This is a genomic window from Streptomyces sp. NPDC042638, from assembly GCF_040647235.1.
In the GTDB taxonomy this organism is placed as follows: Bacteria; Actinomycetota; Actinomycetes; order Streptomycetales; family Streptomycetaceae; genus Streptomyces; species Streptomyces rameus.
This window is the reverse complement of record NZ_JBEZBT010000007.1, coordinates 140,980-164,452: the sequence shown is the minus strand read 5'-3', so window position 1 is coordinate 164,452 and position 23,473 is coordinate 140,980. Positions and strand designations below refer to the sequence as shown.

Below are 23,473 nucleotides of genomic sequence, written 5' to 3'. Positions count from 1 at the left end.
ACGCGGCCCACTCGGGGACGTCACCCACCGCGTCGGCTCGGTCACCCGCCGTACGAGCCACGGGTGCCGATCAGCACCCGGAACCCGGCCCGGAGGCGGCGGACTCGCGCAGGGCCTCCTCGGGGCTCAGGCGGGAGCCGTGGGTGAAGGACCGGCCGAACGCCGCGTCGCCCAGGGTCTCGCGGGCCGATCGTGTGACGCGGTCCACGTCGATGCGCTCGGCCGCCGGCAGCGGGGCGCCCACGCTGCGCCGGGCCGCGTCGGCCGCGCCGAGCAGCAGGGCCGCGCAGCCGGCGGCGGACGCGGTGCCCCGCAGGGCCGCCGCGCCGGCCAGGCCCTCCAGGGACAGCGCGAGGGCGCGCGGCTCGCCGAGTGCGCGGGCCACCTCCAGGCCGCGCAGGTGATGGGCCGTGGCCCCTTCCGCGTCGCCCCGCAGTTCGGCGACGAAACCCAGTTCGGCCAGGACCAGATGGTCGCCCGCCTGTGAGGACACGTCCGCGTAGCCGTCGCGCAGGTGCCGCAGATGCGTTTCGGCGGCGTCGAGGTCGCCGGAGCGGCGGGCGCCGAGCGCGAGGCCCATCTCGGCGTGGATCTCGCCGTACTTGTAGCCCTGCTCGGCGGCGCTGCGCCGCGCCTGTTCGTGCAGGTCCCGGGCCCGGTCCCAGTCGCGGGCCAGCAGGGCGAGGCGGCCGAGGCCCGACAGCCGGGCGGAGACCTCGGCCGCGAGGCCCAGTTCGCGTGCGATCCGCAGCCCTTCGTACTGGCGGCTCTCCGCCTCCTCGTACTCGCCCTTGATCTCCGCGAGGGCGGCGAGCGGTGACACCGTCTGGAGTTCGCCCCAGCGGTCGCCCACCTCGCGGAAGAGCGCGGCGCTGCGCCGTCCGTCACGGCCCAGTCCGGCGAGGTCGCCGCGGATCAGCGCGAGCGTGGCCCGCAGGCCGAGCGCGGCGGCGGTGCCCCATTGATCGCCCGCGGCCGTGAACAGCGTCAGCGCCCGGTCGTTCAGCTCGTCGCTGTCCGCCGCGCCCGCGCTGAACAGGCCGTACGCGCACAGCCACAGCGAGCGCGCCCGGCGTACCGGGTCGGGGAGGGCCGTGTCGTCCGGGAGGGGGACGGCCGATTCCCGATCGCCGGTGAGCAGGGCGAACGCGGTGTGCAGGAGGGTCAGTTCGGCCTGGCCGGGTGTCGGCTCGGCGGCCGTGGTGGTGTCCAGGACCGCGCGCAGGCTGCGGCGGGCCTGGGTGAGGCGCCCGCGCAGCAGCCACCACCAGGCCAGGGCGGTGGCCAGGCGCGCCGCCTGGGCCGGGGTACCGGCGGCGGCCCGGCGCACGGCCTCGTCGAGGGCCGCCCGCAGGTTGCCGGACTCGGCGTCCAGCCGGGCGAGCCAGGACCGCTGCCCGGTGCCGCGCAGTTCGGGCTCGGCACGTTCGGCGAGCGCGAGGTAGTGACGCAGATGCCGGTCGCGTACGGCGGTGAGGTCCTCCATCTCGTGCAGCCGCTCGGTGGCGTAGGCGGCGACGGACTCCAGGAGCCGGTAGCGCGGGCCGGTCGGTCCGTCCGCGACGACGACCAGGGAGCGGTCGACCAGCCGGGTCACCAGGTCGGGCACCTCGAAGGCGGCGACGCCGTCGCCCGCGCACACCGCCTCGGCCGCCCGGAGGTCGCAGCCGTCGCTGAACGCGGCCAGCCGGCGCAGCACGATGCGCTCGGGCGCGCTGAGCAGCTCCCAGCTCCAGTCGATCACCGCACGCAGGGTCTGCTGGCGCTCGGGCGCGCCGCGCCGGCCAGAGGTGAGCAGCCGGAACCGGTCGCCGAGCCGGGCCGACAGCTCGCGCACGCCCAGCGCGCGTACCCGGGTCGCGGCCAGTTCCAGGGCGAGCGGGATGCCGTCCAGACGGCGGCAGATCTCCGTGACGGCGGCACGGTCGGCGTCGTCGCAGGCGTCGGCGGCGAGGGAGAACCCGGGTGCCGCGGCGGCGGCGCGCTGCGTGAACAGCCGTACCGCGTCCGCGGTGGGCAGTGGTTCGACCAGGAACACCTCCTCGCCCGGCAGGCCGAGCGGCTCCTGGCTGGTGGCCAGCACGCGCAGGCCGGGTGCGGTGCGCAGGAGCAGGGTGGTGAGTTCGGCGGCGGCGTCGACGACGTGCTCGCAGTTGTCCAGGACGAGCAGCATCCGCCGGTCGCGCAGCACGGCGGCGAGGTGGTGGGCGGGGGAGCGGGTGCCGGTGGCGGAGACCGGTACGGCGGAGGGCGCGTGGTCGCTGATGCCGAGGGACGCGGCGACGAGCTGGGCGAGGTCGGCGGCGGTCGCGGAGCGGACGCCGGAGAACTCCACGAACCAGGTGCCGTCGGGCAGTTCCTCGGCTGTTTCGTGGTCGTGGTCGTGGTCGCGGTCGCGCAACAGTCCGTGGGGGGTCCCGTGGTCCCGTAGTCGCTCGGTGGGCTCGGTGGGCTTGGCGGGCTCGGCGGCCTGGGTGACCTGCGTGACCTGGGTGGCCTGGGTGGTCTCGGGGGCCCGTGGCTCCGTGCCGGGTCCGTCGTGCCGGAGTTCCTCGGCCGCCGCCACGGCCAGCCGGGACTTGCCCACGCCGCCCGGGCCGGTGAGGGTCACCAGGCGGGCGGCGCGCAGGAGTTCGGACAGCCGGTCGAGGGCCTCGCGGCGCCCGATGAGGGGAGTGAGGGAGACGGGCAGGTTGGAGGGGGCGGGTGCCGGCCCGGCGGCGGGGGCGGCGTCCGGGGCGGTGTCCGTACCGGCGCCGGCGGCGGGTGCGGGGCGCGGGCGGGCCGCCGGGGCGGGGGTGTTCTGCGGTATCGCCGTCAGCTCGGGGGCCTGGCGGAGGACCGCCTGGTGCAGTGCGGCGAGTTCGGGGCTCGGGTCGACGCCCAGTTCGGCGACGAGACGCGCGCGCAGGTCCTCGTAGGCCGCGAGTGCCTCGCTCTGCCGGCCGGCCGCGTACAGCGCCCGGATCTGGAGCGCGCGCAGCCGCTCCCGCAGCGGATGCCGGGCCACCAGGTCGGCCAGCTCACCGGCGAGGAGCACCTGGTCGCCGGCCGCGAGGCGGGCCTCGGCCTGCTCCTCCAGCACGGACAGCCGCTGCTCGGTGAGGCGTTGCACCGCCCCGCGGACGAACTCCCGGTCGGCGAAGTCGGCGTAGGCGGGTCCGCGCCACAGCTCCAGTGCCTCGGTGAGCAGCGTGGCCCGGGCACCAGGGTCGGGGACGCCGCCGGCGCGGTCCACGAGGGCGCGGAACCGGGCCGCGTCCACCTCGTCGGCGTCCCCCAACCGCAGCCGGTAACCGGACGGCTGGTGCACCACGCGGTCCCGGCCGAGGACCCGGCGCAGCTGCGAGACCTTGGCCTGGAGGGAGCCCGCGGGACGGCCCGGCGGGCGGTCGCCCCACAGGTCGTGGATGAGCCGGTCGGCGGAGACCGGGCCGCCGTCGTGGGCGAGCAGGTCGGCGAGCAGCGCCCGGACCTTCGCCTCGGGAACCCTGACGGCCACCCCCTCGTCGTCCCACACCACCAGTGGTCCGAGCACGCCAAACCGCATGCGCGTCACTGTACGTCACGGCACCGCTCCGGCTCGGCGGCCACCTGGGACCCGGCGGCGGAAGGCGTGGCGGGCGGGGCCGTCAGCCCGCCGTAAGCCGTTCCGAAGGTTTCCCGAAGCGGCCGGCCGCATGGTCGTGGTCACGGGGCAGTCCGAGGCGGGTGCGGCGGAGGAAACGGCAGCATGACCAAGTACACGGGCCGGACGGCCGTCGTCGTCGGAGAGGCCACCGCCGTCGGGCTGGCCGTCGCCAAGCGCCTGGTGGAAGGCGGCGCCCGGGTCGTGCTGACCGCCCGCTCCGCGGAGGAGCGCCGCCGGCTGGGCACCGAACTGGGTTCCACCGCCCGGGTCGTCGCACCGTCCGGCGTGGAGGACTGTCTCGCGTCCGGCGTGGCCGTCGACCTGCTGTTCGCCGATGTGGTGGCCACCGCCCGGCCGCTGCTGCCGCGTGTCGGGGACGGCGGCGCGGTCGTGCTCATGACCCCGGCCCCGTCGCCCGCCGCCGTGCACGCGCTCGCCGCCGAGCTGGTCTCCCGCGGCATCCGCGTCAACGCCGTGGCGCCGGGCTGCATCGCGGCGCCGGGCGGCGCCGGGGTGCCCCTGCCGCCCCTGGGCCGTCTCGGCGCCGCCGAGGAGGTGGCCCGGGCCGCGCTGTTCCTGGCCACCGACGCCACCTTCACCACCGGAGTCCGCTTCCCGGTCGACGGCGGGCTCAGCCGGCCATGAGCCCGCCCCGGCCCGCGACGAGCCCCGCCCGCCCCACCGACCAGGTCCATTCCACCCTGTCCCGAAACCCTGGAGCACAGCCATGAGCACCACACCAGAGACCGCGGCCGGTTCGCCGACGCGAACAGACGGCGATGCGCCTCGGCAGGGCGCGGAGGAGCAGCCGCAGAAGCTGCCCATGTTCGCCCTGCTGGCCCTGGCGACCGCCGTGTTCATCACGAGCCTCACCGAGACCCTGCCCGCGGGTCTGCTCCCGGCGATCAGCCGGGACCTGCACGTGAGTGAGTCCGCGACCGGGCAGACGGTCACCATCTACGCGATCGGCACCGCGCTGACCGCGATCCCGCTGACGGCGGCGACGGCCGGCTGGCGCCGTAAGCGGCTGCTGCTGACCGCCATGGTCGGGTTCGCGGTCGCCAACACCGTCACCGCGGTGTCCTCCGTCTACGGGCTCACCATGGTGGCGCGCTTCGTCGCGGGCGTCGCGGCGGGGCTGGCCTGGGCGCTGCTCGCCGGGTACGCGCGCCGGCTGGCCCCGGTCCAGCTGCAGGGCCGGGCGATCGCCGTCGCGATGGCGGGCATTCCGGTCGCGCTCTCGCTGGGCGTGCCCGCCGGCACCTTCCTGGGCAAGGTGACCGACTGGCGTGTGGCGTTCCTCGCGATGACGGGGCTGACCGTCCTGCTGCTGGCGTGGATCGCCGCGGCCGTACCGGACTACCCGGGCCAGGAGCGCGGCGAGCGTCCGAAGATGCTGCACGCCCTGCGGGTCCCGGGCGTGGTCCCGGTGCTGTTCGTGACGCTGGTCTTCGTCCTGGCGCACACCATCATCTACGCGTACATCGCCACGTTCCTCGACGACCTCGGCATCGGCGGGAACACCGACCTGGTGCTGCTGGTCTTCGGTGCCGCTTCACTGGCGAGCATCTGGATCGTCGGCGCGCAGATCCACCGGCGGCTGCGGGTGCTGACCGTCGCCAGTTCGCTGCTGGTCGCGGTGGCCGCCGCGGTGCTGGCCGTGCTCGCCGACCACACCGCGTTCGTCTACGTCGCCGCCGTGCTGTGGGGCCTGGGCTGGGGCGGCGTGCCGACCCTGCTCCAGACCGCGGCCGGGGAGGCGGGCGGCGAGACGGCGGCCGACGCGGCCCAGGCCATGCTCGTGACGCTGTGGAACGTCGCCATGGCGGGCGGCGGCGTCATCGGCGGTGTGCTGCTCGACCTGAGCGGCAGCGACTCCCTGCCGTGGAGCGTGCTGCTGCTCATGCTGCCGGTGATCGCCGTCGTCGTGCTCGCCCGCGGCCACGGGTTTCCCGCCCGGAGGCAGGCGGCCTGACCGCACCGGGAGACGTCGGGTACCGCGTCCTTCCCGGGCCCTCTCCCAGGCCCCTCCCGGGGCTCTGGCCATCACACCATGTCAGCACCGGACTGTGGAGCCATGACCGAAGAGACTGGATCGAGCGAGGCGACCGAGGCGGCGCGGCGGCCACAGCGACCGCTGCACCACGTCGAGTTCGGTTCCGGCACGCCCGTGCTGCTGCTGCCCGGCCACACCGTCGATCACCGGCTCCTGCTGCCGCTGGAGCCCGTGTTCGCCGCGCGGCGCGGCTGGCGGCGGATCTATGCCGACCTGCCCGGCTCCGGTCGTTCACCGCGGCTGACCGGGCCGGTCACGGCCGAGGCCATGGACGAGGCGGTGCTGCGGTTCGTGGACGAGGCCGTCGGCGACGAGCCGTTCGCGGTCGTGGGCATCTCCTACGGCGGCCGGCTCGCCCGTCGTCTGATCGCCGAGCGGGGCCCGCAGGTCCGGGGCACGGCGCTGATCGCGCCGCCGGTCAGGCCGGGCGGTGAACGCGTGCTGCCCGAGCGGCAGGTGCTCACCCGGGACGAGGCGCTGCTGGCCGCGCTCGAACCGGCCGACCGCGAGGCGTTCGCGGGCATCGCGCTGTACCAGGACGACGCGGGCTGGAGTGCCTTCCGCGACCATGTGCTGCCCGGCATCCGCGCCCATCACCGGGAGGACGCCGCCGCGCTGCTCACGGCGTACCGGTCCGAGGAGCCGCCGGAGTCCCGTACCGGCACGCACGACGGCAGGCATCTGCTGGTGACCGGCCGCCAGGACCACCTGGTGGGCTGGCGCGACCAGGTGGACCTCCTGGAGCACTACCCGCGCGCGACCTACGCGGTCGTCGACGGCGCCGGTCACCACGTCCATCTCGATCAGCCGGACGCCGTACACGGCCTGCTGGGCAACTGGCTCGACACCCTGGCGGTGCCCCAGGCCTGATTGAACGGCGCGGCGGTCCCGAGATCCGACCGCCGAAGGTATCCCCCGGCCTTCGGCGGTCCTCGGCATGCCCGGAACCGTGTTTGTTCATAAACTTTTGACACGCCATCGGACAAGTCCAGACCGGTCCATGAATATTGGCCGACCGGTATTTTCCGGGCTCCGGTGTCCGACTCCATCCCCGGTCTTACCGGGCGTTTCCCCAGGTCGGCGCGCGAAGTCGTCAAGTGCGGACGCTCGACGGACAGGATTGCGGCTCCGAGGGTATTTTGTGGCACGGGCACATGCCTGATGCACCGGCCTCAGTCTGAGCGTTACGAAATGCGAGGGGACGTAGCGTTTATGTCATCGAGTGAGACGTGCGTGTCATCGGCCGACGACCTGCGTATGCAGGGGTTTGTAGAGGACATTTTCTGGTCACTTCACAGAGTGGAACAACACCGTTGGGCCCGGGCGTATCTGTGGGCCCTGATCCACGGCTCCGGCAAGAAGACACCACGGCGCATGGCGCGGGAGGATGCGTTACCCCCGGCGGCGCTGCGCGGGCTGCACCAGTTCATCAACGCCAGCTCGTGGGACTGGCGGCCGGTGCGCAGAAGGCTCGCCGAGCGCGTCGCCGCACAGGCGTCGCCCTACGCGTGGACGGTCGCCGAGCTGATCATCCCCAAGAGCGGCGGACACTCGGTGGGCGTGCACCGGAGGGTGGACCCGGTGACCGGCCATTCCGTCAACTGCCAGCGGGCGCTCGGCCTGTTCCTGGCCGGCGCCGGCCACGCCTTCCCGGTCGACTGGAGCCTGGTGCTCAGCGGCGCCTGGGACTGGGACCCGCAGCGCCGGCGGCGTGCCCGGATACCGGAGGAGGAGAAGGAGCGCCCGGTCGGCGTCCACGTCCTCGGCCACGTCACGGACGCGGTCACCCTGCCGCATGTGGCCGGGCTGCCCTGGGTCCTCGACCTGACACGGTGCGAGGACGCGGCCGGCGTGCTCGCGGGGCTGGCCCGGGAGCGGCTGGACGTGGTGTGCGAGGTCGATCCCGGCCAGGTCGTGCTCGTCGGACAGCACACGCCGACCGTGTGCACGGTGGGTGCGCTGATGGGGGCACGGCACGCACGGCAGCCGCATGTGATCGTGCGGCAGGCTCCGGACGGCCGCACCAAGGTGGTGCCGGTCCACCTCTACCCCGGCACGGTACGGCTGCCGCAGCTGACGGTGGGGGCCGACGGAGCCTCGCGCACGTACCGGATCCTGGAGCGGTCCGCCCCCGACGGGCGGCTGCCCGCCCGGTACTGGATCACCAGTCTCACCGACCGGCCGGTGGACGAGGTGCTCTCCCTGGTGCGGGGCCGGACCGCCGCGCTGATGACCGTCTCCGTCCTGCAGAACCGTCTCGGCGTCCTGGACTTCGAAGGGCGCTCCTTCCCGGGCTGGCACCACCACATGACGATGGCGTCGGCCGCCTACGTCCACCAGTACCTCGACGGCGCCCCGGGAGGCGCCCCCGCCGAGCCGAGCGGGGCCACGTGCTGACGGCGTCCGAGGGAGCCCGAGACGAGCAGACGATGAGGGGACGGCAAGGGGTGACGAACGTACTCGTGGTGGAGCGGGACGCCTTGGCGGCCGAGGCCGTCGAGCGTGATCTGCGCAGACAGGGCTACACCACGCGGAGCGTGCACACCGGGGCGCGGGCGCTGCGCACGTACCGCGACGCGGACCTGGTGCTGCTCTCGCTGGAGCTGGTGGACATGGACGGACTGGAGGTGTGCCGGTCGGTGCGCAGCGACGGTGACACTCCGCTGATCGCCGTGACCGACCTCGACGACGAACTGGAACGGGTGCTCGCACTGCGGGCCGGCGCGGACGACTGCGTGGTGAAGACCTGGGGTTTCCGGGAGGTCGGCGCGCGCATAGAGGCGGTGCTGCGCCGCGCCCACCGCAATACCGCCCAGGACAAAAGCATTTCCCTGCGCCCGCTGCACATAGATCCACGCAGCCGGGAAGTACGGCTGCACGACCGCCTGATCCCCGTCACGTCGAAGGAATTCGAGCTGCTGTACGTCCTCGCCACGCATTCCGAAACGGTCGTGTCGCGGAAGGAGCTGATGGCGAGGGTGTGGGGCAGCAACTGGGCCTGCACCAGCCGCACCATCGACACCCATGTGAGCAGCCTGCGCGCGAAACTCGGCAGCGGCCGGTGGATCACCACGGTCCGCGGCGTCGGCTACCGGATGGGATACGGCGGCGGGCGCGCCCTGGGCGGCCCGGAGGCGCCCGGAACCTTCGAGATGCCCGAGGCGTCCTAGGCGCTCGGGGAACCGAAGACGGCCCACAGGGCCCCGGCGCGCGGTGACCCGCGTGCGCCGGGGCCCTCCGTACTCATGCCGCGCCGCGCCGTGTCCGCCGGCCCCCTCCGCCGTCACGCCGCCGTCCTCCAGTGGGTCCCCCGTGCCGTCACGCCGCCGTTCTCTCCAGGCGCCGCAGGAGCGGGTGGCCGGCGGTGGCGGTGCCGTCGGACAGGACGCGGCGGGCCCACCATGCCGATGCCAGGTTGGACGTCAGCAGCACCCGGCCGGGCTCCTGCCGTGCCAGTTCCCCGAGCGCGGCGAGCGTGCCCATGCCCGTGCCTGTGAACAACAGGGCGGCGTCGCGGGGGAGCTCGCCCGCCGCTGTGCGGTCGAGTATCTGCGCGGTGCTGACCTGGTACGGGTCGAAGTGCGGGTCGGCGCCGGGAGCCGAGCGGGCCGGGACCGACACGGTCGCGTCGACCGTGAGGCCGGCCCGCTCCCAGAAGGCGCGTGAGGTGTCGGTCAGCCACGGCTGGTACGGCGAGACGAGGGTGAGCCGGCGCACCCCCAGGGCCTCGCACGCGGCCAGGATCGCCTGGGTCGAGGACGTCACCGGGAAGCCCGCCCGCTCGGACAGCTCGGCGCAGAAGGCGCGGTCGCCGTCCGGTTCGAGCAGGTAGTGCGAGGCGCTGCACGCCACCACGGCCGCGTCCAGGCGCATGCCGCCGAACTGGCCGAGGGTGTCGGGCAGCACACGGTTGTAGGACTCCAGCATGTCCCTGAGGCCGAGCCCGGGTGTCGTCGGGAAACGCGCCGCGTACACGTTCACGCGGTGGCCGAGCAGCGTCGTGAACTCCGGTTCCGCGGTCGGGTTCTCGGGCGGGACGACCAACCCGAGCCGGGGCAGTGAGAGAAGGTCCATGAAAGGGCACGGTAGGCCCGCCGTGCTCGCCCCGGCGGTGTATTCGGTGCTCTTTTGCCCATCGCCACACCGTTCTTGCACGGCCTGTACTTCCTGACATTCCCTGACAGTTTTCCATGGCCTTCTGACACCGTGTTCCTTGCCTCGCACCCAGCCCGCCACGGAGGCTGTTGTGCAGCGCCAGACGCATTCGTTCCGGGATTGCGGTTCACCGAACTCTTCCGGAAGCAGGGATGGAAATTCCTTTGCAACAAGGAGTGAACGGAAATGGCAGCAACGGAAAACCATGAGGAACTCCCGAGCCCGCCTCGGATATCCGACGCGACCCTGCGGGACTCCGCGCACATGGCGGGGGTCGAGTTCGGCCCGGACGACGCGGCGGCCATCGCCGGCCTGCTGGTGCGCACCGGGGTCGAGCTGGTCGAGGTGGGCATGGTCTCCGGCCCGGGCTCGAAGGACGCCCCCCTGGTCGAGGCCGTGCACGACGCCGTCGGGCCCGAGCGCGGCATGACGCTGCTCGTGGTGCGGGACCGGCAGCAGGTGGCCCGCGCCCTCGACGAGGCCGAGCGCCTCGGCGTGCGCCACATCATGTACTCCATCCCCACCTCGGAGCAGCACGCCCAGCTGAAGCTGGGCACGCCGAGCGCCAAGTTCCTGAACGCCCTGGCCCGTTCGGCGATCACCCAGGCCAAGGAGCGCGGCTTCCACGTCACCTTCAGCGGCGAGGACGGCGCCCGCACGCCCAGGGAACGGCTCGTCCCGTACGTCACCGCAGGCTTCGAGGCCGGGGCCGACCGGTTCCGGCTCGCCGAGACCGTCGCCTGCCTCTCCCCCTGGCAGATGGAGACGGTGATCGGGGACCTGACCGCGATCGACGGCTCCGAGATCGAGATCCACTCGCACAACATGCTGGGCATGGCCGTCGCCAACTCGCTCGCCGCCGTCCGCGCCGGTGCCCGGTGGATCTCGGCGACCGTCGGCGGCATCGGCGAACGAGGCGGCAACGCCCCGCTGGCCGAGCTGCTCACCGCGCTGCGGGTCGTGCACGGCGACACCCGCTTCGACCTCGGCCACCTCACCGAGCTGTCCCGTCTCGCCCTCCAGGGCGCCGGCCTCGGCACGGCCTTCCAGTCCGGCCCCACCACCCCGCACGCCTTCGCCTACGAGCTGCCCGGCCAGCTGAGCCACCCCGAGGCCTACGAGACCCTGCCGGCCGAACTCGTCGGCGGCTCACGTGAGCTGCGGGTGCGCACCCGGCTCACCCCGGCCCTCGTCAAGTGGGCACTGGCCGACTCCGCCGCCTCCGTCGACGTCGACGCCTTCACGGGCTGGCTCGTCGACCGCCAGCAGAACACCGGCGGCCCGCTCCTGGACCGGGACGCCATCCGCAAGGCCGCCATCGACTTCCAGGCCGCCTGAACAGCCGTACTCCACCCGCCGATCCGTATGACAGAACGGAGCCCGACCATGTCCACCGCCACCCTCACCGGCGACTGCCCGGAGTGCGAGACCGACCTGACCGTGCCGCCGGTCGTCCAGGGCGAGACCCTGTCGTGCCCCGAGTGCATGCTCACCCTGCGCGTCGAGGACGTCTCGGACGGACGGCTGACCCTCCAGATGGTCGAGGTGCAACTGCGTGACTGGGGCCAGTGAGATGGGCCGCAAAGTCGCCATAGTCGCCGACCGGATCGCCTGGGAGGAGCGCCGGCTGATCGAGTGCGCCGACACGTTCGGTCTCTCGGTCGACTGGGTCAACGACGAGTCCCTGTGCCTCGGCGGACCCGGCGCCCCCTCCGTCCGGGACTACGACGCGCTGCTGATCCGCAGCCGCAGCTACACCCGCGGCGGCCTGGTCGCGAGCCTCGCCGAGGCCGCCGGAGCCCGCACCCTCAACACCGCCCGGGCGATCCACGCCTGTGAGAACAAGGCCGTGCTGCGCACCGTGCTGCGCACGGCGGGCGTTCCCGTGCCGGACTTCCGGCTCGTGCTGTCCCGCAAGGACTTCGAGCAGGCGCTCACCGAACTGGAACTGCCGGTGGTCCTCAAGCCGGTCTTCGGCGGCATGGGCAAGCGCGTCACGCTGATCCGGCACGCCGACACCGCCCAGTCCGTGTACGACTACGTCGAGGACCTCGGCCACGCCTTCGAACAGGCCTGCCTGGTCGAGCCGTACCTGGGCGGCACCTCGGTGCGCTGCCTGGTCGTCGGCCGTGAACTGGTCGGCGCCGCCGAGTTCGCCAGCGGCGGCACCGACTGGCGCAACAACGCCGCCCTCGGCAACAACACCCGCGCCCTCGCCCACGACCCCGACCTCGTCAAGATCGTCGACGCGGTCACCGCGGAGCTGGGACCCGGCATCTACGGCGTCGACCTGTTCCGCACCGCCGACGGCTACGTCGTCAACGAGGTCAACCACGCCCCCGGTTTCCGGGCCGTGGCCTCGGCCACCGGCGCGGACGTGCCCTCGGCCATCGCCCGCCATCTGCAGGAGCTGCTCGCATGATCCGCGCAGGAGTCGTCGGCGCCTCCGGGCTGGCCGGCGGCGAACTCATCCGACTGATCACCCAGCATCCCGACCTGGAGCTGACCTTCCTCGGCGGCTCCTCGAACATCGGCAGGCGCCCGGCCGAGCTGCACCCGGCCCTGCGCGTCGACACCGGCCTGACCGTGCGGGCGGTCACCGAGGACGTCGCCGACCAGGTGGACGTCCTGCTGCTGGCCACGCCCGCCCCGGTCTCCGCCGAGCTGGCCGCCCTGTTCGCCGACCGCGTCCCGGCGGTCGTCGACCTCAGCGGCGCCTTCCGCATCCGCACCCCCGAGCGGCACGCCCGCTGGTACCCGAAGGTCCAGCGGCGCACCGGCCTGGCCGACCGCTTCGTCTACGGCGTGCCGGAGCTGGTCGGCGACCAGCTGGCCGGCGCGGCGCTGATCTCGCTGCCTGGCTGCTACGCCACCGCGATCACGCTCGGTCTGGCCCCGCTCACCCTCGGCCTCGGCCTCGACCTGAAGACCGTGGTGGTGGACGGCAAGAGCGGCTCCAGCGGCGGCGGCCTGCAGCTGCGCACCGCCGACCTGCACCCCTTCCGCAGCGGCGCCATCGCACCGTACGCGCCCACCGGTCACCGGCACGCGGCCGAGGTCAGCGACTTCCTGGAGCGCGGCAAGCCCGGCTCGATCGGCTCGCTGAGCATGTCGGCGTACGGCGTCTCGCACGTACGCGGGCTGCTCACCAGCTCCTACGTGTTCACCGACGACGCGGTCGACCAGCGCGCGCTGCAGCGGGCGTACCTGCGCTTCTACAAGGAGCACCGGTTCGTGCGGGTGCGCCGGCACACCGAGACGCTGATCCCGGTGCCGGACCCGCAGGCGGTGCTCGGCTCCAACTACTGCGACGTGACGGTGCTGCACGACGAGGAGGGCGGCCGGATCGTCGTCCTCGCCGCCCTGGACAACCTGGTCAAGGGCGCGGCCGGCCAGGCCGTGCAGGCGGTGAACCTGCGGTTCGGGCTGCCCGAGGAGACGGGCCTGACGATGCACCCGGTGATGCCCGCATGAGCACCGCACAGCAGCCACGGCAGGCCCCGGCCGTCGTGAAACTCGGCGGCAGCGCCGTCGACGAGCTCGACGGGACCTGGTGGGACGACCTGGCCGAGCTGGGCCGGCAGCGCCCGCTGGTCCTGGTGCACGGCTGGTCCAAGCCGCTGAAGAAGCTCGGCGCCCGCCACCGCGAACCGTCGGCGATCCTGCGCGACCGGTACGGCAACCAGAGCCGCTGGACCACACCCGAGGTCATCGACGACATCAAGACCGTCAGCGCCCGGCTCGGCGCCGAGGTGCTCCAGCGGCTGCAGGACCGCGGCCTGCGGGGCGAGCGGCTGCTCGGCAGCGACGGACTGCTCGCCGCCGGCGAGGCCGAGCGCTGGTGGTGGCGGGACAAGCAGCTGGTCGAGCTGGAGAACCTGGTCGGCCCGGTCACGGACGCGGACCCCACCCTGCTGAAGGACCTGGAGCCCGGCCGGCCCCGGCTCGTCACCCCGCTGGCCCGCAACCCCTCGGGCCGGGAGGTGAACACCGACGCCGACCGGGCCGCCGCCGCCCTCGCCGGTGCCGTGGGCGCACCGGACCTGGTGCTCGTCACCGACGTCACCCACCTGCTGATCGACGGCGAGCCGGTCCGTGAGATCGGCGCCGAGGCCGCCGCCGCGTTCCGTGACAAGGGCGCCACCGGCGGCATGCGCAAGAAGCTGCGGGCCGCCGACGAGGCCCTGCAACGCGGTGTGGCACGGGTCGTCATCGGCAGCGCGCCCGTCTCCGACCTGCTCGCCGCCCGCACCGGCACCGTCATCACGCGAACGTGAGGAGTACGCACGTGGCGCAGCCCCGTGTCCTGGTCGTCAACAACGGAACCCTCTCCCTGCCCCAGCTGCGCCGCCGCTTCGAGGAGCTGGGCTCGGCCACCGACGCCGTCGACGCGGCGTCCGTCCCCTCCCGCCCCGACGGCCGCTACCAGGCGATCGTGCTGAGCGGCACCAAGGTGCGGGCCTACGACCAGGACCACTACAAGCCGCTCGTCGACCTCGTCATGACCTCCGGCGTACCGGTCTTCGGCATCTGCGGAGGCATGCAGATCCTGGCCGTCTCGGCCGGCGGCCGGCTCGCCGAGGGCCCGCAGCGGGTCGGCGGCTACGAGGTGCAGGTCGACCCGGACGAACCGCTGTTCAGTTACGTCAAACCGACCGTGACGGTGTTCCACCGGCACACCCTCTACCTCCAGCAGGCCCCGGCGGGCTTCCGCTCCATCGGCCGCTCCGCGCACGCGCCCGTGGAGTTCCTGCGCTCCGACGACGGCCGCATCTTCGGTTCCCAGGCGCATCTGGAGTTCCGCAGCGACGGCCTGGAGATCCTGCGGGGTTTCACGCAGCTCTACCGGTGACCGCCACCGGGCCACCCACTCACGAGGACTTGAGAGTTGACATGAGTTTTGTGGAAGACACCCAGGAGCCCGCGTTCACCGTCCACCTGAACGGCAGCGGCGGCACCGTCAGGAGCTGGGTGGTCGTCGACACGCTCGTCGACGGCCTGGCCATGGGCGGTGTGCGGATGACCCCGACGGTCACCGAGGACGAGGTCCGCGGCCTGGCCCGGGACATGACCGACAAGTTCACGCTCGCCGGCCTGCGGATCGGCGGCGCCAAGGGCGGCATCGTGTCCGCCGGCGGCGACCGCGAGGAGACCTTCCGCACCTTCGGCCGTACCGTCAAGCCCCTGCTGCACGGCGGTATCCACCTCGGCATCGACATGGGCGTCACCCCCGCCGACCGGGCCGTGTTCTTCGACGAGGCGGGCTACGACCCGCGCTACCGCCTGGGCGCCCCGGACATGCCGGTCGACTGGCGCACCTACTACGAGCCGCTCATCGACGTCACCGGGCACGGCGTCGGCGTCGCCGCGGTCACCGCCCTGGAGGCGACCGGCCGCGGCGAGGCCGCCCGCGTCGTGGTGCAGGGCTTCGGTGCCGTGGGCCGTGCGGTCGCGCGGTTCCTGGAGGACCGCGGCCATGCCGTCGTGGCCGTCGCCGACGTGCAGGGCACCATCAGCGCCGACCGGCTGCCGGTGGCCGAACTCGTCGCCATCACCGACGAGTTCGGCCGGATCGACCGCGCCCGCCTGCCGCAGCACGTCACCACCTCCAGCGCCCCGGACGCCTGGCTCGACGTCGACGCCGACGTGCTGGTCCTCGCCGCGCAGAAACACGCGCTGAACGCCGAGAACGCCCACCGGCTGCGTGCCGCCCTGGTCGTCGAGGGCGCCAACCTCGCCTCCGACGCCGAGGCGCGGGAGAAGGCACGGGCCGCCGGCACCACCCTGGTGCCGGGGGTCATCGCCAACATCGGCGGGGCCGGCGCCGCCGCCCTGGCCGTCACCCGGGTCGTCCCCTTCGAGCTGGCGGCCGACGCCCGCAAGGCATGGGTCTTCGACTGGATCGGCGACCGCGTCCGGCAGAACACCCGCGACCTGCTGGAGATCGCGGCCGGCGGGGCGGGCGACCCGCTGCCGGAGCTGCTCGCGGCCCGCCGGAAGGACCGCCGATGACCGCCCCGGCCGAGGCCGGCCGCCCCGCCCCGGCCGCCGCGCCGGCCCGGGAGGACGCCGCCGAGTACCGGCGCCGCGGCTGGTGGCGCGACGAGACCTTCCTCGACGACCTGCACCGCCGGGCGCGCGAGCAGCCGCACAAGCTGGCGATCGCCGCGCGCCGCGTCGCCGAGGCCCGCACCGACACCCTGGACTACGCCGAACTGGACCGGCTCACCGACCGGTTCGCGCTCGCGCTGCTCCGGCTCGGCGTGCGCCGGGGTGACGTCGTCGCCGTCCAACTGCCCAACCGGTGGGAGATGGTGCCGCTGATGTTCGCGTGCATGCGCGTCGGCGCCGTCATCTGCCCGATCTCCCCCGTCTGCCCCAAGGAGGAGCTGCGTCACCGCCTCGGGCTGACCGGGGCCCGGGTGTGCGTGACACTCCCCGAGTGGTCGGGCGCACCGCTGGCGGAGACCGTCACCGGGCTGCGGGCCGAGCTGCCCACGCTCGCCCATGTCGCGGTGGTGGACGGCCCGGTACCGGACGGCGCGCTCTCCTTCCACTCCCACTTCGTGGCCGAGGCCCGGGAGGAGGAGCCCGGAGCGGCCGAGCTGGACGGCCTCGCGCTGGGCGCCGACGAACCCTTCGTGGTGCTGTTCACCTCCGGGACCACCGGCGAGTCCAAGGGCGTCCTGCACAGCCAGAACACGGTCCACTCGGCCGTGCGCGGCTACGTCGACGCCTTCGGGCTCGGCGACGACTGGGTGGCCGCCGTGTCCACGCCGCTCGTGCACTACTCCGGTTTCGCGCAGGGCGTCCTCGCGGGCGTCCTGGTCGGCGGCACCGTCGCCTTCCAGGACGTGCGCCGCAACGAGGTGCTGCTGGACCTGGTGGAGCGCTACGGGGCCACACTGCTGTACGGGCCGCCGGCCACCCTCGCCGACGTCGCCGCCTCGCAGCGGGCCGTGCGGCGGGACACCGGCACACTGCGGCACGTGGTCATCGGCTCCGCCCAGGTCCTCAGGGAACTCGCCGACGAGGTGCACGCGACGCTGGGCGCGCGGACGTACTCGCTGTGGGGCATGTCCGAGAACGGACCGGTCACCATGACCCGGCCCGACGACCCCGAGGACTGGGCCGCGCACAGCAACGGCCGCCCCATCGACGCCATGCGGACCCGGATCGAGGCGCCCGGCGCCGACGGCACCGGCCGGCTCCGGGTGCGCGGCGCCTCGCTCGCGCTCGGCTACTACCGGCGCGAGGAGGTCTTCGCCGCCGAGTTCGACGCCGACGGCTGGTTCGACACCGGTGACCTGGCCCGGGACGACGGCCGCGGCGGCCTGCGCATCGTGGGCCGGGCCCGCGACGCCGTCGTCCGCGACGGCCGGGTCGCGCCCATGACGGAGCTGGAGGCGGTCATCGGCGGTCACCCCCGGGCGGTGGAGGCCGCGCTGGTCGGGCTGCCGCCCGCCGCGGCCGGTGCCGACCCCGTGCTCTGCGCGGTGGTGGTGCCGCGGGGTGAGCGGGGCCCGACGCTGGACGAGATCCGGGACCGGCTCCGCCGGGCGGGACACGACGAGCGCTTCCTGCCGGACCGCGTCGAGCTGGTGCCCGCGCTGCCCAAAACGCTCACCGGCAAGGTCCGCAAGGCCGAACTGCGCCAGCGCTACGAGACACGGTGACCCATATGCCCACGTCCCCGGAGACGACCGCGCAGACGGCCCCGGAGGCGGTCCCCGGGGCGGCCCCGAAGACGGTCCCGCAGGTCTCCCCCCGGCGCGCCGCGCCCGTTCCCATGTCGGTGACCCTCGCCGCCGATGCCGCCCTGGAGGAGCGGCGTCGGTCGGGGCAGCGCGTGCTGGCCATGACCAGCGGCGAGATCGGCCTGCCGGTGCTCCCCGCGCTGCGCGGGCGGCTGGCCGCCGCGGCCGGGGAGAACGCCTACGGCCCGGTGGCCGGCGGCCCCGCGCTGCGCGAGGCCGCCGCCGGCTACTGGCAGCGGCGCGGCCTGCCCGCCGACCCCGGTCTCGTGGTGGCGGGACCGGGCAGCAAGGCGCTGCTGTACGCGCTGCTCCTCGCGGTCGGCGGTGACGTGGTGGTGCCCGTGCCGAGCTGGGTCAGCTACGCGGCACAGGCCCGGCTCGCGGGCGGCCGGCCGCTGCCGGTGCCGGTCCGGCCGGGGGAGGGCGGCGTCCCGGATCCCGAGCGGCTGCGCGAGGCGGTCACCGGCGCGCGCGCCGCCGGGCGGGACCCACGCGCCGTGGTGGTGACGGTGCCGGACAACCCGACCGGCACCATCGCCTCCGCCGGGACCGTGCGCCGCCTCGCCGAGGCGGCCCGTGACCTGGACCTGGTCGTGATCTCCGACGAGATCTACGGCGATCTCGTCCACGACCCCGCACGGCCCGCCGTCTCCCCGGCCGCGTACGCCCCCGAGCGAACCGTCGTCACCACCGGCCTCACCAAGAACCTGGCGGTCGGCGGCTGGCGCACCGGCGTGGCCCGGCTGCCCGACAGCCCCGCCGGGCACGAACTGCGCACCGCGCTGCTCTCCGTCGCCAGTCAGATCTGGTCCAGCCCGCCCGCCCCCGTGCAGACGGCCGCGGCCTGGGCCTTCACCGAGCCGCCGGAGATCACCGAGCGGATCGCGGCGAGCCGCCGGCTGCACGCCACGGTCGCCCGCGCGGCGGCCGGCCGCTTCACCGCGGCCGGCGCGCTGCTCGCGCCGGTGACCGCCACCTGCTACCTCTACCCGGACTTCGAGCCGCTGCGCGCCCGCCTCGCCGCGGCGCACGGCGTCACCGACGGCGCCGGCCTGGTCCGGCTGCTCGTCGAGCGGCACGGCGTCGGCGTCCTGCCGGCGAGCGCCTTCGGCGAGCCGGACCGCGCCCTGCGGATCCGCGCCGCCACCAGCCGCCTGTACGGCGACACCGACGAGCGGCGCACCACCGCGCTGACCGCGCCCGACCCGCTCGTCCTGCCGTGGATCCGCGCGGGCCTCGACCACCTCGGCGCGGCCCTGGCCGACCTGACCGACCCCCGACCCTGACCGCATCTGGAGGCTTCCCATGTCCCCGTCCCTGCCGCCCGTGCTCACCGAGGTCGCCTACGAGGACGGCCGCTACGTCACCTTCGGCCGGCCAGAACCGGGCGAACCGCAGACGCTGTACCGGGTCGCCGACGGCGCCCCGGCCGCCGCCTTCACCGGCACCGACGGCTCCGCGGACGCCGTCCGGGCAGCCCTCACCGAGGGCGCCGAGACGGTCGTCGTCCCCGCCGGCGACCCGGCCGTGCGCCCGCTGGTGCCGCTGCTGCCCCAGGCGTCCGGCGCCGCGCTGCTGAGCGGCTTCATGGGCACGCACAAGAAGAAGTGGGGCGGGCGGAGCCAGCCGGAGGACGGCGAGTTCACGCCCCCCAGGTGGTTCTTCAAGGGCTTCGGTGACTGGGCCCGGCTGCCCGGCGAGCCGCTGACCGTGCCCGCCCGTCCGGTCGCCCTCATCGAGGAGCCGGAGGTCGCGCTCGTGTACGTCAACGACGCCGACGGCACCCCCCACTACGCCGGCTACACCTTCGGCAACGACCTGTGCGACATCGGCCTGCACCGCAAGGACCCCGGCTACAACCCGTACTGCAAGCTGTGCGACACCGCGCTCGCGCCCTGGCTGTTCCTCGGCCCGCCGCCCACCTCGGCGACCGGCCGGGTCACCATCGTGCGGGACGGCGCGACGGCCTGGGAGGGCAGCTTCGACTGCGGCGGCGACGCGCTGTACTTCCGCATCCGGGACATGGCCGAGCACCTCTTCTCCTTCCCGGCGGTCCGGCGGCCCGGCCTGGTCAACTACGTGCTGCTGGGCGCCGACGAGGCCAGCTTCCACGACGGCTTCCGGATCGCCGACGGCGACCGCATCGGCATCGACGTCAAGAGCCACGGCGTCAGCTTCGAGAACACCGTGCGGTACCTCTCCCCGGCTCCCGCGGCCGTGCTCCCGGCCTCATGAGCGGCCCGGCCGCCGCGGGCCGCAGGCAGGTGCACCTCGCGGCCCAGCTGCCCGGCATCCACAACGTGACCGTCTGGTCGGACCCGCGCTCGAAGAGCCAGATCGCCTTCGACTCCTTCCTGCACCTGGCGCGGACCGCCGAGCGCGGCCGGTTCGACTTCTTCTTCCTGGCCGAGGGACTCAGGCTGCGCGAGCACAAGGGCGAGCTGTACGACCTGGACGTGGTGGGCCGGCCGGAGAACCTCACCCAGCTGAGCGCCCTGGCCGCCGTCACCACCCGGCTGGGGCTCGCCGCCACCGTCAACGCCACCTTCAACGAGCCCTACGAGGTGGCGCGCCGGCTGGCCACCCTGGACCACCTCAGCGGCGGGCGCTCCGCCTGGAACGTGGTCACCAGCTTCGACGCCTTCACCGGCGAGAACTTCCGGCGCGGCGGTTTCCTCGCCGAGGCCGACCGGTACGGGCGCGCGGCGGAGTTCCTGGCGACCGCGCGCGAGCTGTGGGACAGCTGGGCCGACGGCGACGTGCGCGCCGACGCGGCGGCCGGCGCGTTCGTCCGGCCCGGTGCCGGCCGCTTCGCGCACCACGGCCGGCACTTCGACATCTCCGGCCGCTTCACGACCCCGCGCCCGCCGCAGGGACACCCGGTGATCATCCAGGCGGGCGAGTCCGACCAGGGCCGCGACTTCGCCGCCGCCGAGGCCGACGTCGTCTTCAGCAAGTACAACCGGCTCGACCAGGCACGCGCCTTCTACCGGGACGTCAAGGGACGCCTGCCCCGGTACGGCCGCGGCCCGGACGAGCTGAAGATCCTGCCGACGGCCGGCGTGGTGGTGGCCGACAGCGACGCCGAGGCCGCCGCGTACGCCGACGAGATCACCCGCGCCCAGGTCGGCCCGCAGACCGCGATCGCGCACCTGGAGGCCGTCTGGGGCCGTGACCTGTCCGGTTACGACCCCGACGGCCCGCTGCCGGACATCGACCCGGAGCCCGACTCGCTGATGCTGAAGGGCCACTCCCTCTTCCGCCGGGACCGCGCCGAAACCGCGCGGCGCTGGCGGTCCCTCGCCGCAGAACGCGGCCTGAGCATCCGCGAACTGGTCATCGAGGTCACCGGCGGACAGACCTTCGTCGGTACCCCGCGCACCGTCGCCGACGCGATGGACCACTTCGTGCAGACCGGCGGCGCCGACGGCTTCGTCCTCGTCCCGCACCTGACCCCCGGCGGCCTGGACGACTTCGTGGCCCGGGTCGTACCGCTGCTCCAGGAAAAGGGCGTCTTCCGGCGGGACTACACGGGTCCCACCCTCCGTGACCACCTGGGTCTGCCGCACGGCCCGGCACGCGCCGCCACGGACCCCACCGCCGAGGAGGCATCGTGACCGCACCCCCGCTGCATCTCGCCGTCGCCCTCGACGCCGCCGGCTGGCACCCGGCGGCCTGGCGGGCCGAGGACGCCCGGCCCGGCGCGCTGTTCAGCGCCGGGTACTGGGCGGACCTGGTCACGGAGGCCGAGCGCGGCCTGCTCGACTTCGTCACCTTCGAGGACGCGCTCGGTGTGCAGTCGGCCGCCTTCCACCGGCCCGACGACCGCACCGACCAGGTGCGCGGCAGTCTGGACGCGGTCCTGCTCGCGGCCCGCGTGGCACCGCTGACCACGCACATCGGTCTGGTCCCGACCGCGAACGTCACCCACACCGAGCCGTTCCACGTGTCCACCGGCATTGCCACCCTCGACCACGTGAGCACGGGCCGGGCCGGTCTGCGGCCGCAGATCGCCTCGCGCGCCGCCGACGCCACCCACTTCGGCCGCCGCACGACGCCGCAGCTCACCGACGACGACGTACGGGACCCGGAACAGATCGGCCGGCGGCTGCGCCCGCTGTTCGGCGAGGCCGCCGACGCGGTGGAGGTCGCCCGGCGGCTGTGGGACAGCTGGGAGGACGACGCGGAGATCCGGGACGCGGCCACCGGCCGTTTCATCGACCGCGACAAGGTGCACCACATCGACTTCACGGGCGAGCACTTCAGCGTCCGCGGCCCCTCCATCGTCCCGCGCCCGCCGCAGGGGCAGCCGCCGGTGATGAGCCTGGCGCACGCCAGCGTCCCCTACGAGTTCGCGGCACGCTCCTGTGACGCCGTGTGGGTCACGCCGCACGACCGCGCGGGAGCCGGAGCGGTCCTCGCCCAGGTGGACACCGCCGTCGGCCGCGTCGGCCGCGACACCCGCGCCCGGCCGCTGCTGCGCTTCGCGGAGCTGCTCGTCGTCCTGGACGCCGAGCCGGGCGCCGCCGCGCGCCGCAAGGCCCACCTCGACGCGCTGGCGGGCGCCGAACTCGCCTCCGACGCCGAGGTGTTCACCGGCACCCCCGGTGAACTCGCCGACCTGCTGCTGGACTGGCGGGAGGCCGGACTCGACGGTTTCCGGCTGCGTCCCGCCACGCTGCCGCACGACCTGCTGGAGATCACCCGGGGCCTGGTACCGGAGCTGCAGCGGCGCGGGGCGTTCCGCACCGCCTACGACGCGACGACGCTGCGGGGCCACCTGCGCCTGCCACGCCCCGCCGGCCGCTACCCGGAGCACGCCCGGACCGCCCGCCGGTGACCGCACGCTCACCCCGGTCCACGCCGATCCCACCCCCGCCGGCATGACCACCGCGCGGCGGCAGGCCGCGCGCGCCGGGACCGGCCGACGGCGGTGAGCGCGGCGCCGAGCGGGCTGGCAGGGGCGAGCCCCCGTCGGGCCCGGTCGGGCGGGTCAGCAGGGGCGAGCCCCCGTCGGGCCCGGTCGGGCGGCCCGGCGGAGGCTCGTCGTGCGGGGGCCCCGAGGGGCCCCGGGGCTCAGGACTCGTCGTCGCGGTGGGCGGCTTCCTCCTCCGCCTGCTTCGCCTGCACCTCGGGATCCAGGCCCGAGGCGCCGGTGCCGTCCACGGAGCTGAGACGGGACGCGTCGGGGACCTCCGTGGGCGCGGGCGGCTCGACCAGCCAGTCGGGGTTGGCCTGCTTGTCCCACCACTTCCAGGCCGCGAAGGCACCGCCCGCCAGGACGGTGAGCAGCGCGGTCAGCTTCACGGCGCGGCCGGTCCGGCACCGCCGCTGTTTGCGCCGGGCCAGCTTCTGGATGTCCTCGGCCGAGACCTGACCGCGCAGCGCGACCAGGGCGGCGGCGGCGCGCGCTGAGGCCTCGTCGCGCACCGGAGCGGTCGCGGCGACGGCCTGCTCGATCCTGGGGCGCGAGTAGACGGCGGCCTGCCGGGCGGCCTTGCGGGTACGGACGGCGGCCTCGTGCGCGGCCAGGTCCACCTTGGGCGGGACGTGTGCGCGAGCCTGCTCCAGGCGCGGGGCGAGCCGGGCGTCGTACTGTTCGCGGGCCTGTTCAGCAGCCTGCGACACCACGGGCGCCAGCCGTACGCGTGCCTCTTGCGCGTAGTACGCGGCACGCTCCTTGGCCGTGTCGGCGTAGGGCGCCACCACTTCCGCGGCGTGCAGCACGCTGTCCTTCGCCGAGCCGGTCGCGGCGCGCACGCTGTCGATGCGGGTCACGGGTTTCCTCCTCCTCGGTGGCGGTACGGTATTTCGACTTTCCGCCCTTTTACGGATCATGCCTGCCGAGGGCCGGTGCGGCATGCGTGGGCGGGC

20 protein-coding genes are annotated in these 23,473 nt (G+C 74.3%); 17 read left to right on the top strand and 3 right to left on the bottom strand.

From position 1 onward, the window contains the following. Positions 1-70: 70 nt before the first annotated feature. On the bottom strand, positions 71-3,550 hold the full coding sequence (locus tag AB0B40_RS08965; RefSeq protein ID WP_362263596.1) for a BTAD domain-containing putative transcriptional regulator: 3,480 nt from the start codon (positions 3,548-3,550) through the stop codon (positions 71-73). Positions 3,551-3,733: 183 nt separating this feature from the next. Between AB0B40_RS08965 and AB0B40_RS08960 the strand changes: the two genes are divergently transcribed. From AB0B40_RS08960 to AB0B40_RS08940, 5 genes are all read left to right on the top strand, one after another. Next, entirely contained in the window at positions 3,734-4,276 is a 543-nt protein-coding gene (locus AB0B40_RS08960) for an SDR family oxidoreductase (protein WP_345059130.1), read from the top strand. Between the two features lie 82 nt (positions 4,277-4,358). Then, entirely contained in the window at positions 4,359-5,606 is a 1,248-nt protein-coding gene (locus AB0B40_RS08955; RefSeq protein ID WP_345059132.1) for an MFS transporter, read from the top strand. Between the two features lie 102 nt (positions 5,607-5,708). Next, complete coding sequence (locus AB0B40_RS08950; protein ID WP_362263595.1) at positions 5,709-6,557, top strand: alpha/beta hydrolase; 849 nt, start codon at positions 5,709-5,711, stop codon at positions 6,555-6,557. Between the two features lie 429 nt (positions 6,558-6,986). After that, entirely contained in the window at positions 6,987-8,084 is a 1,098-nt protein-coding gene (locus AB0B40_RS08945) for a transposase (protein ID WP_362263594.1), read from the top strand. Positions 8,085-8,134: 50 nt separating this feature from the next. After that, the gene (locus tag AB0B40_RS08940; protein WP_362263593.1) at positions 8,135-8,857 is read left to right on the top strand and encodes a response regulator transcription factor; all 723 of its coding nucleotides are present in this window, start codon (positions 8,135-8,137) and stop codon (positions 8,855-8,857) included. Positions 8,858-9,005: 148 nt separating this feature from the next. Here the strand turns inward: AB0B40_RS08940 and AB0B40_RS08935 are convergent, their stop codons facing one another. Continuing rightward, positions 9,006-9,761, bottom strand: coding sequence for an arylmalonate decarboxylase (locus tag AB0B40_RS08935; protein WP_362263592.1), 756 nt, complete (start codon positions 9,759-9,761; stop codon positions 9,006-9,008). 267 nt (positions 9,762-10,028) lie between these two features. Here AB0B40_RS08935 and AB0B40_RS08930 point away from each other — a divergent pair, with 267 nt between their 5' ends. The 12 genes from AB0B40_RS08930 (at position 10,029) to AB0B40_RS08875 (ending at position 22,439) form a co-directional block, all read left to right on the top strand. Beyond that, positions 10,029-11,180: an isopropylmalate synthase gene (locus AB0B40_RS08930; RefSeq protein ID WP_345059142.1), complete on the top strand. Its 1,152-nt coding sequence runs from the start codon at positions 10,029-10,031 to the stop codon at positions 11,178-11,180. Positions 11,181-11,228: 48 nt separating this feature from the next. After that, a complete protein-coding gene (locus AB0B40_RS08925; RefSeq protein ID WP_345059144.1) occupies positions 11,229-11,414 on the top strand; it encodes a lysine biosynthesis protein LysW in 186 nt (61 codons plus the stop codon). Between the two features lies 1 nt (position 11,415). Then, positions 11,416-12,264 carry a RimK family alpha-L-glutamate ligase gene (locus AB0B40_RS08920; protein WP_362263615.1) on the top strand — a complete coding sequence of 283 codons (849 nt, stop codon included), beginning with the start codon at positions 11,416-11,418 and terminating at the stop codon, positions 12,262-12,264. Next, complete coding sequence (gene argC / locus AB0B40_RS08915) at positions 12,261-13,316, top strand: N-acetyl-gamma-glutamyl-phosphate reductase (RefSeq protein WP_362263591.1); 1,056 nt, start codon at positions 12,261-12,263, stop codon at positions 13,314-13,316. The genes AB0B40_RS08920 and argC overlap by 4 nt, the downstream gene beginning before the upstream one ends. Continuing rightward, on the top strand, positions 13,313-14,119 hold the full coding sequence (locus tag AB0B40_RS08910) for an acetylglutamate kinase (protein ID WP_345059148.1): 807 nt from the start codon (positions 13,313-13,315) through the stop codon (positions 14,117-14,119). Before argC ends, AB0B40_RS08910 begins: the two co-directional genes overlap by 4 nt. Before the next feature lie 11 nt (positions 14,120-14,130). Next, positions 14,131-14,694, top strand: coding sequence for a gamma-glutamyl-gamma-aminobutyrate hydrolase family protein (locus AB0B40_RS08905; RefSeq protein WP_362263590.1), 564 nt, complete (start codon positions 14,131-14,133; stop codon positions 14,692-14,694). 41 nt (positions 14,695-14,735) lie between these two features. Further along, complete coding sequence (locus AB0B40_RS08900; RefSeq protein ID WP_345059152.1) at positions 14,736-15,854, top strand: Glu/Leu/Phe/Val dehydrogenase dimerization domain-containing protein; 1,119 nt, start codon at positions 14,736-14,738, stop codon at positions 15,852-15,854. Next, positions 15,851-17,518 (top strand): AMP-binding protein, encoded by a 1,668-nt coding sequence (locus AB0B40_RS08895; protein ID WP_345059154.1) that lies wholly within the window; start codon positions 15,851-15,853, stop codon positions 17,516-17,518. The genes AB0B40_RS08900 and AB0B40_RS08895 overlap by 4 nt, the downstream gene beginning before the upstream one ends. A 113-nt stretch (positions 17,519-17,631) precedes the next feature. After that, positions 17,632-18,885, top strand: a complete 1,254-nt coding sequence (locus AB0B40_RS08890; protein WP_362263614.1) for a pyridoxal phosphate-dependent aminotransferase — start codon at positions 17,632-17,634, stop codon at positions 18,883-18,885. Between the two features lie 19 nt (positions 18,886-18,904). Beyond that, a complete protein-coding gene (locus AB0B40_RS08885; RefSeq protein ID WP_345056512.1) occupies positions 18,905-19,834 on the top strand; it encodes a fumarylacetoacetate (FAA) hydrolase in 930 nt (309 codons plus the stop codon). Then, on the top strand, positions 19,831-21,216 hold the full coding sequence (locus tag AB0B40_RS08880; RefSeq protein WP_345056514.1) for an NtaA/DmoA family FMN-dependent monooxygenase: 1,386 nt from the start codon (positions 19,831-19,833) through the stop codon (positions 21,214-21,216). Before AB0B40_RS08885 ends, AB0B40_RS08880 begins: the two co-directional genes overlap by 4 nt. Then, entirely contained in the window at positions 21,210-22,439 is a 1,230-nt protein-coding gene (locus tag AB0B40_RS08875; protein WP_345056532.1) for an LLM class flavin-dependent oxidoreductase, read from the top strand. Before AB0B40_RS08880 ends, AB0B40_RS08875 begins: the two co-directional genes overlap by 7 nt. 236 nt (positions 22,440-22,675) lie before the next feature. Here the strand turns inward: AB0B40_RS08875 and AB0B40_RS08870 are convergent, their stop codons facing one another. Next, positions 22,676-23,377, bottom strand: coding sequence for a DUF5324 family protein (locus AB0B40_RS08870; RefSeq protein ID WP_345056516.1), 702 nt, complete (start codon positions 23,375-23,377; stop codon positions 22,676-22,678). Positions 23,378-23,473 lie beyond the last annotated feature (96 nt).

Excerpts from the sequence above, each read along its gene's own strand:
- AB0B40_RS08965 (WP_362263596.1), bottom strand. The coding sequence starts at position 3,550 with ATGCGGTTTGGCGTGCTCGGACCACTGGTGGTGTGGGACGACGAGGGG.
- AB0B40_RS08960 (WP_345059130.1), top strand. The coding sequence starts at position 3,734 with ATGACCAAGTACACGGGCCGGACGGCCGTCGTCGTCGGAGAGGCCACC.
- AB0B40_RS08955 (WP_345059132.1), top strand. The coding sequence starts at position 4,359 with ATGAGCACCACACCAGAGACCGCGGCCGGTTCGCCGACGCGAACAGAC.
- AB0B40_RS08950 (WP_362263595.1), top strand. The coding sequence starts at position 5,709 with ATGACCGAAGAGACTGGATCGAGCGAGGCGACCGAGGCGGCGCGGCGG.
- AB0B40_RS08935 (WP_362263592.1), bottom strand. The coding sequence starts at position 9,761 with ATGGACCTTCTCTCACTGCCCCGGCTCGGGTTGGTCGTCCCGCCCGAG.
- AB0B40_RS08930 (WP_345059142.1), top strand. The coding sequence starts at position 10,029 with ATGGCAGCAACGGAAAACCATGAGGAACTCCCGAGCCCGCCTCGGATA.
- AB0B40_RS08925 (WP_345059144.1), top strand. The coding sequence starts at position 11,229 with ATGTCCACCGCCACCCTCACCGGCGACTGCCCGGAGTGCGAGACCGAC.
- AB0B40_RS08920 (WP_362263615.1), top strand. The coding sequence starts at position 11,416 with ATGGGCCGCAAAGTCGCCATAGTCGCCGACCGGATCGCCTGGGAGGAG.
- argC (WP_362263591.1), top strand. The coding sequence starts at position 12,261 with ATGATCCGCGCAGGAGTCGTCGGCGCCTCCGGGCTGGCCGGCGGCGAA.
- AB0B40_RS08910 (WP_345059148.1), top strand. The coding sequence starts at position 13,313 with ATGAGCACCGCACAGCAGCCACGGCAGGCCCCGGCCGTCGTGAAACTC.
- AB0B40_RS08900 (WP_345059152.1), top strand. The coding sequence starts at position 14,736 with ATGAGTTTTGTGGAAGACACCCAGGAGCCCGCGTTCACCGTCCACCTG.
- AB0B40_RS08895 (WP_345059154.1), top strand. The coding sequence starts at position 15,851 with ATGACCGCCCCGGCCGAGGCCGGCCGCCCCGCCCCGGCCGCCGCGCCG.
- AB0B40_RS08890 (WP_362263614.1), top strand. The coding sequence starts at position 17,632 with ATGTCGGTGACCCTCGCCGCCGATGCCGCCCTGGAGGAGCGGCGTCGG.
- AB0B40_RS08885 (WP_345056512.1), top strand. The coding sequence starts at position 18,905 with ATGTCCCCGTCCCTGCCGCCCGTGCTCACCGAGGTCGCCTACGAGGAC.
- AB0B40_RS08880 (WP_345056514.1), top strand. The coding sequence starts at position 19,831 with ATGAGCGGCCCGGCCGCCGCGGGCCGCAGGCAGGTGCACCTCGCGGCC.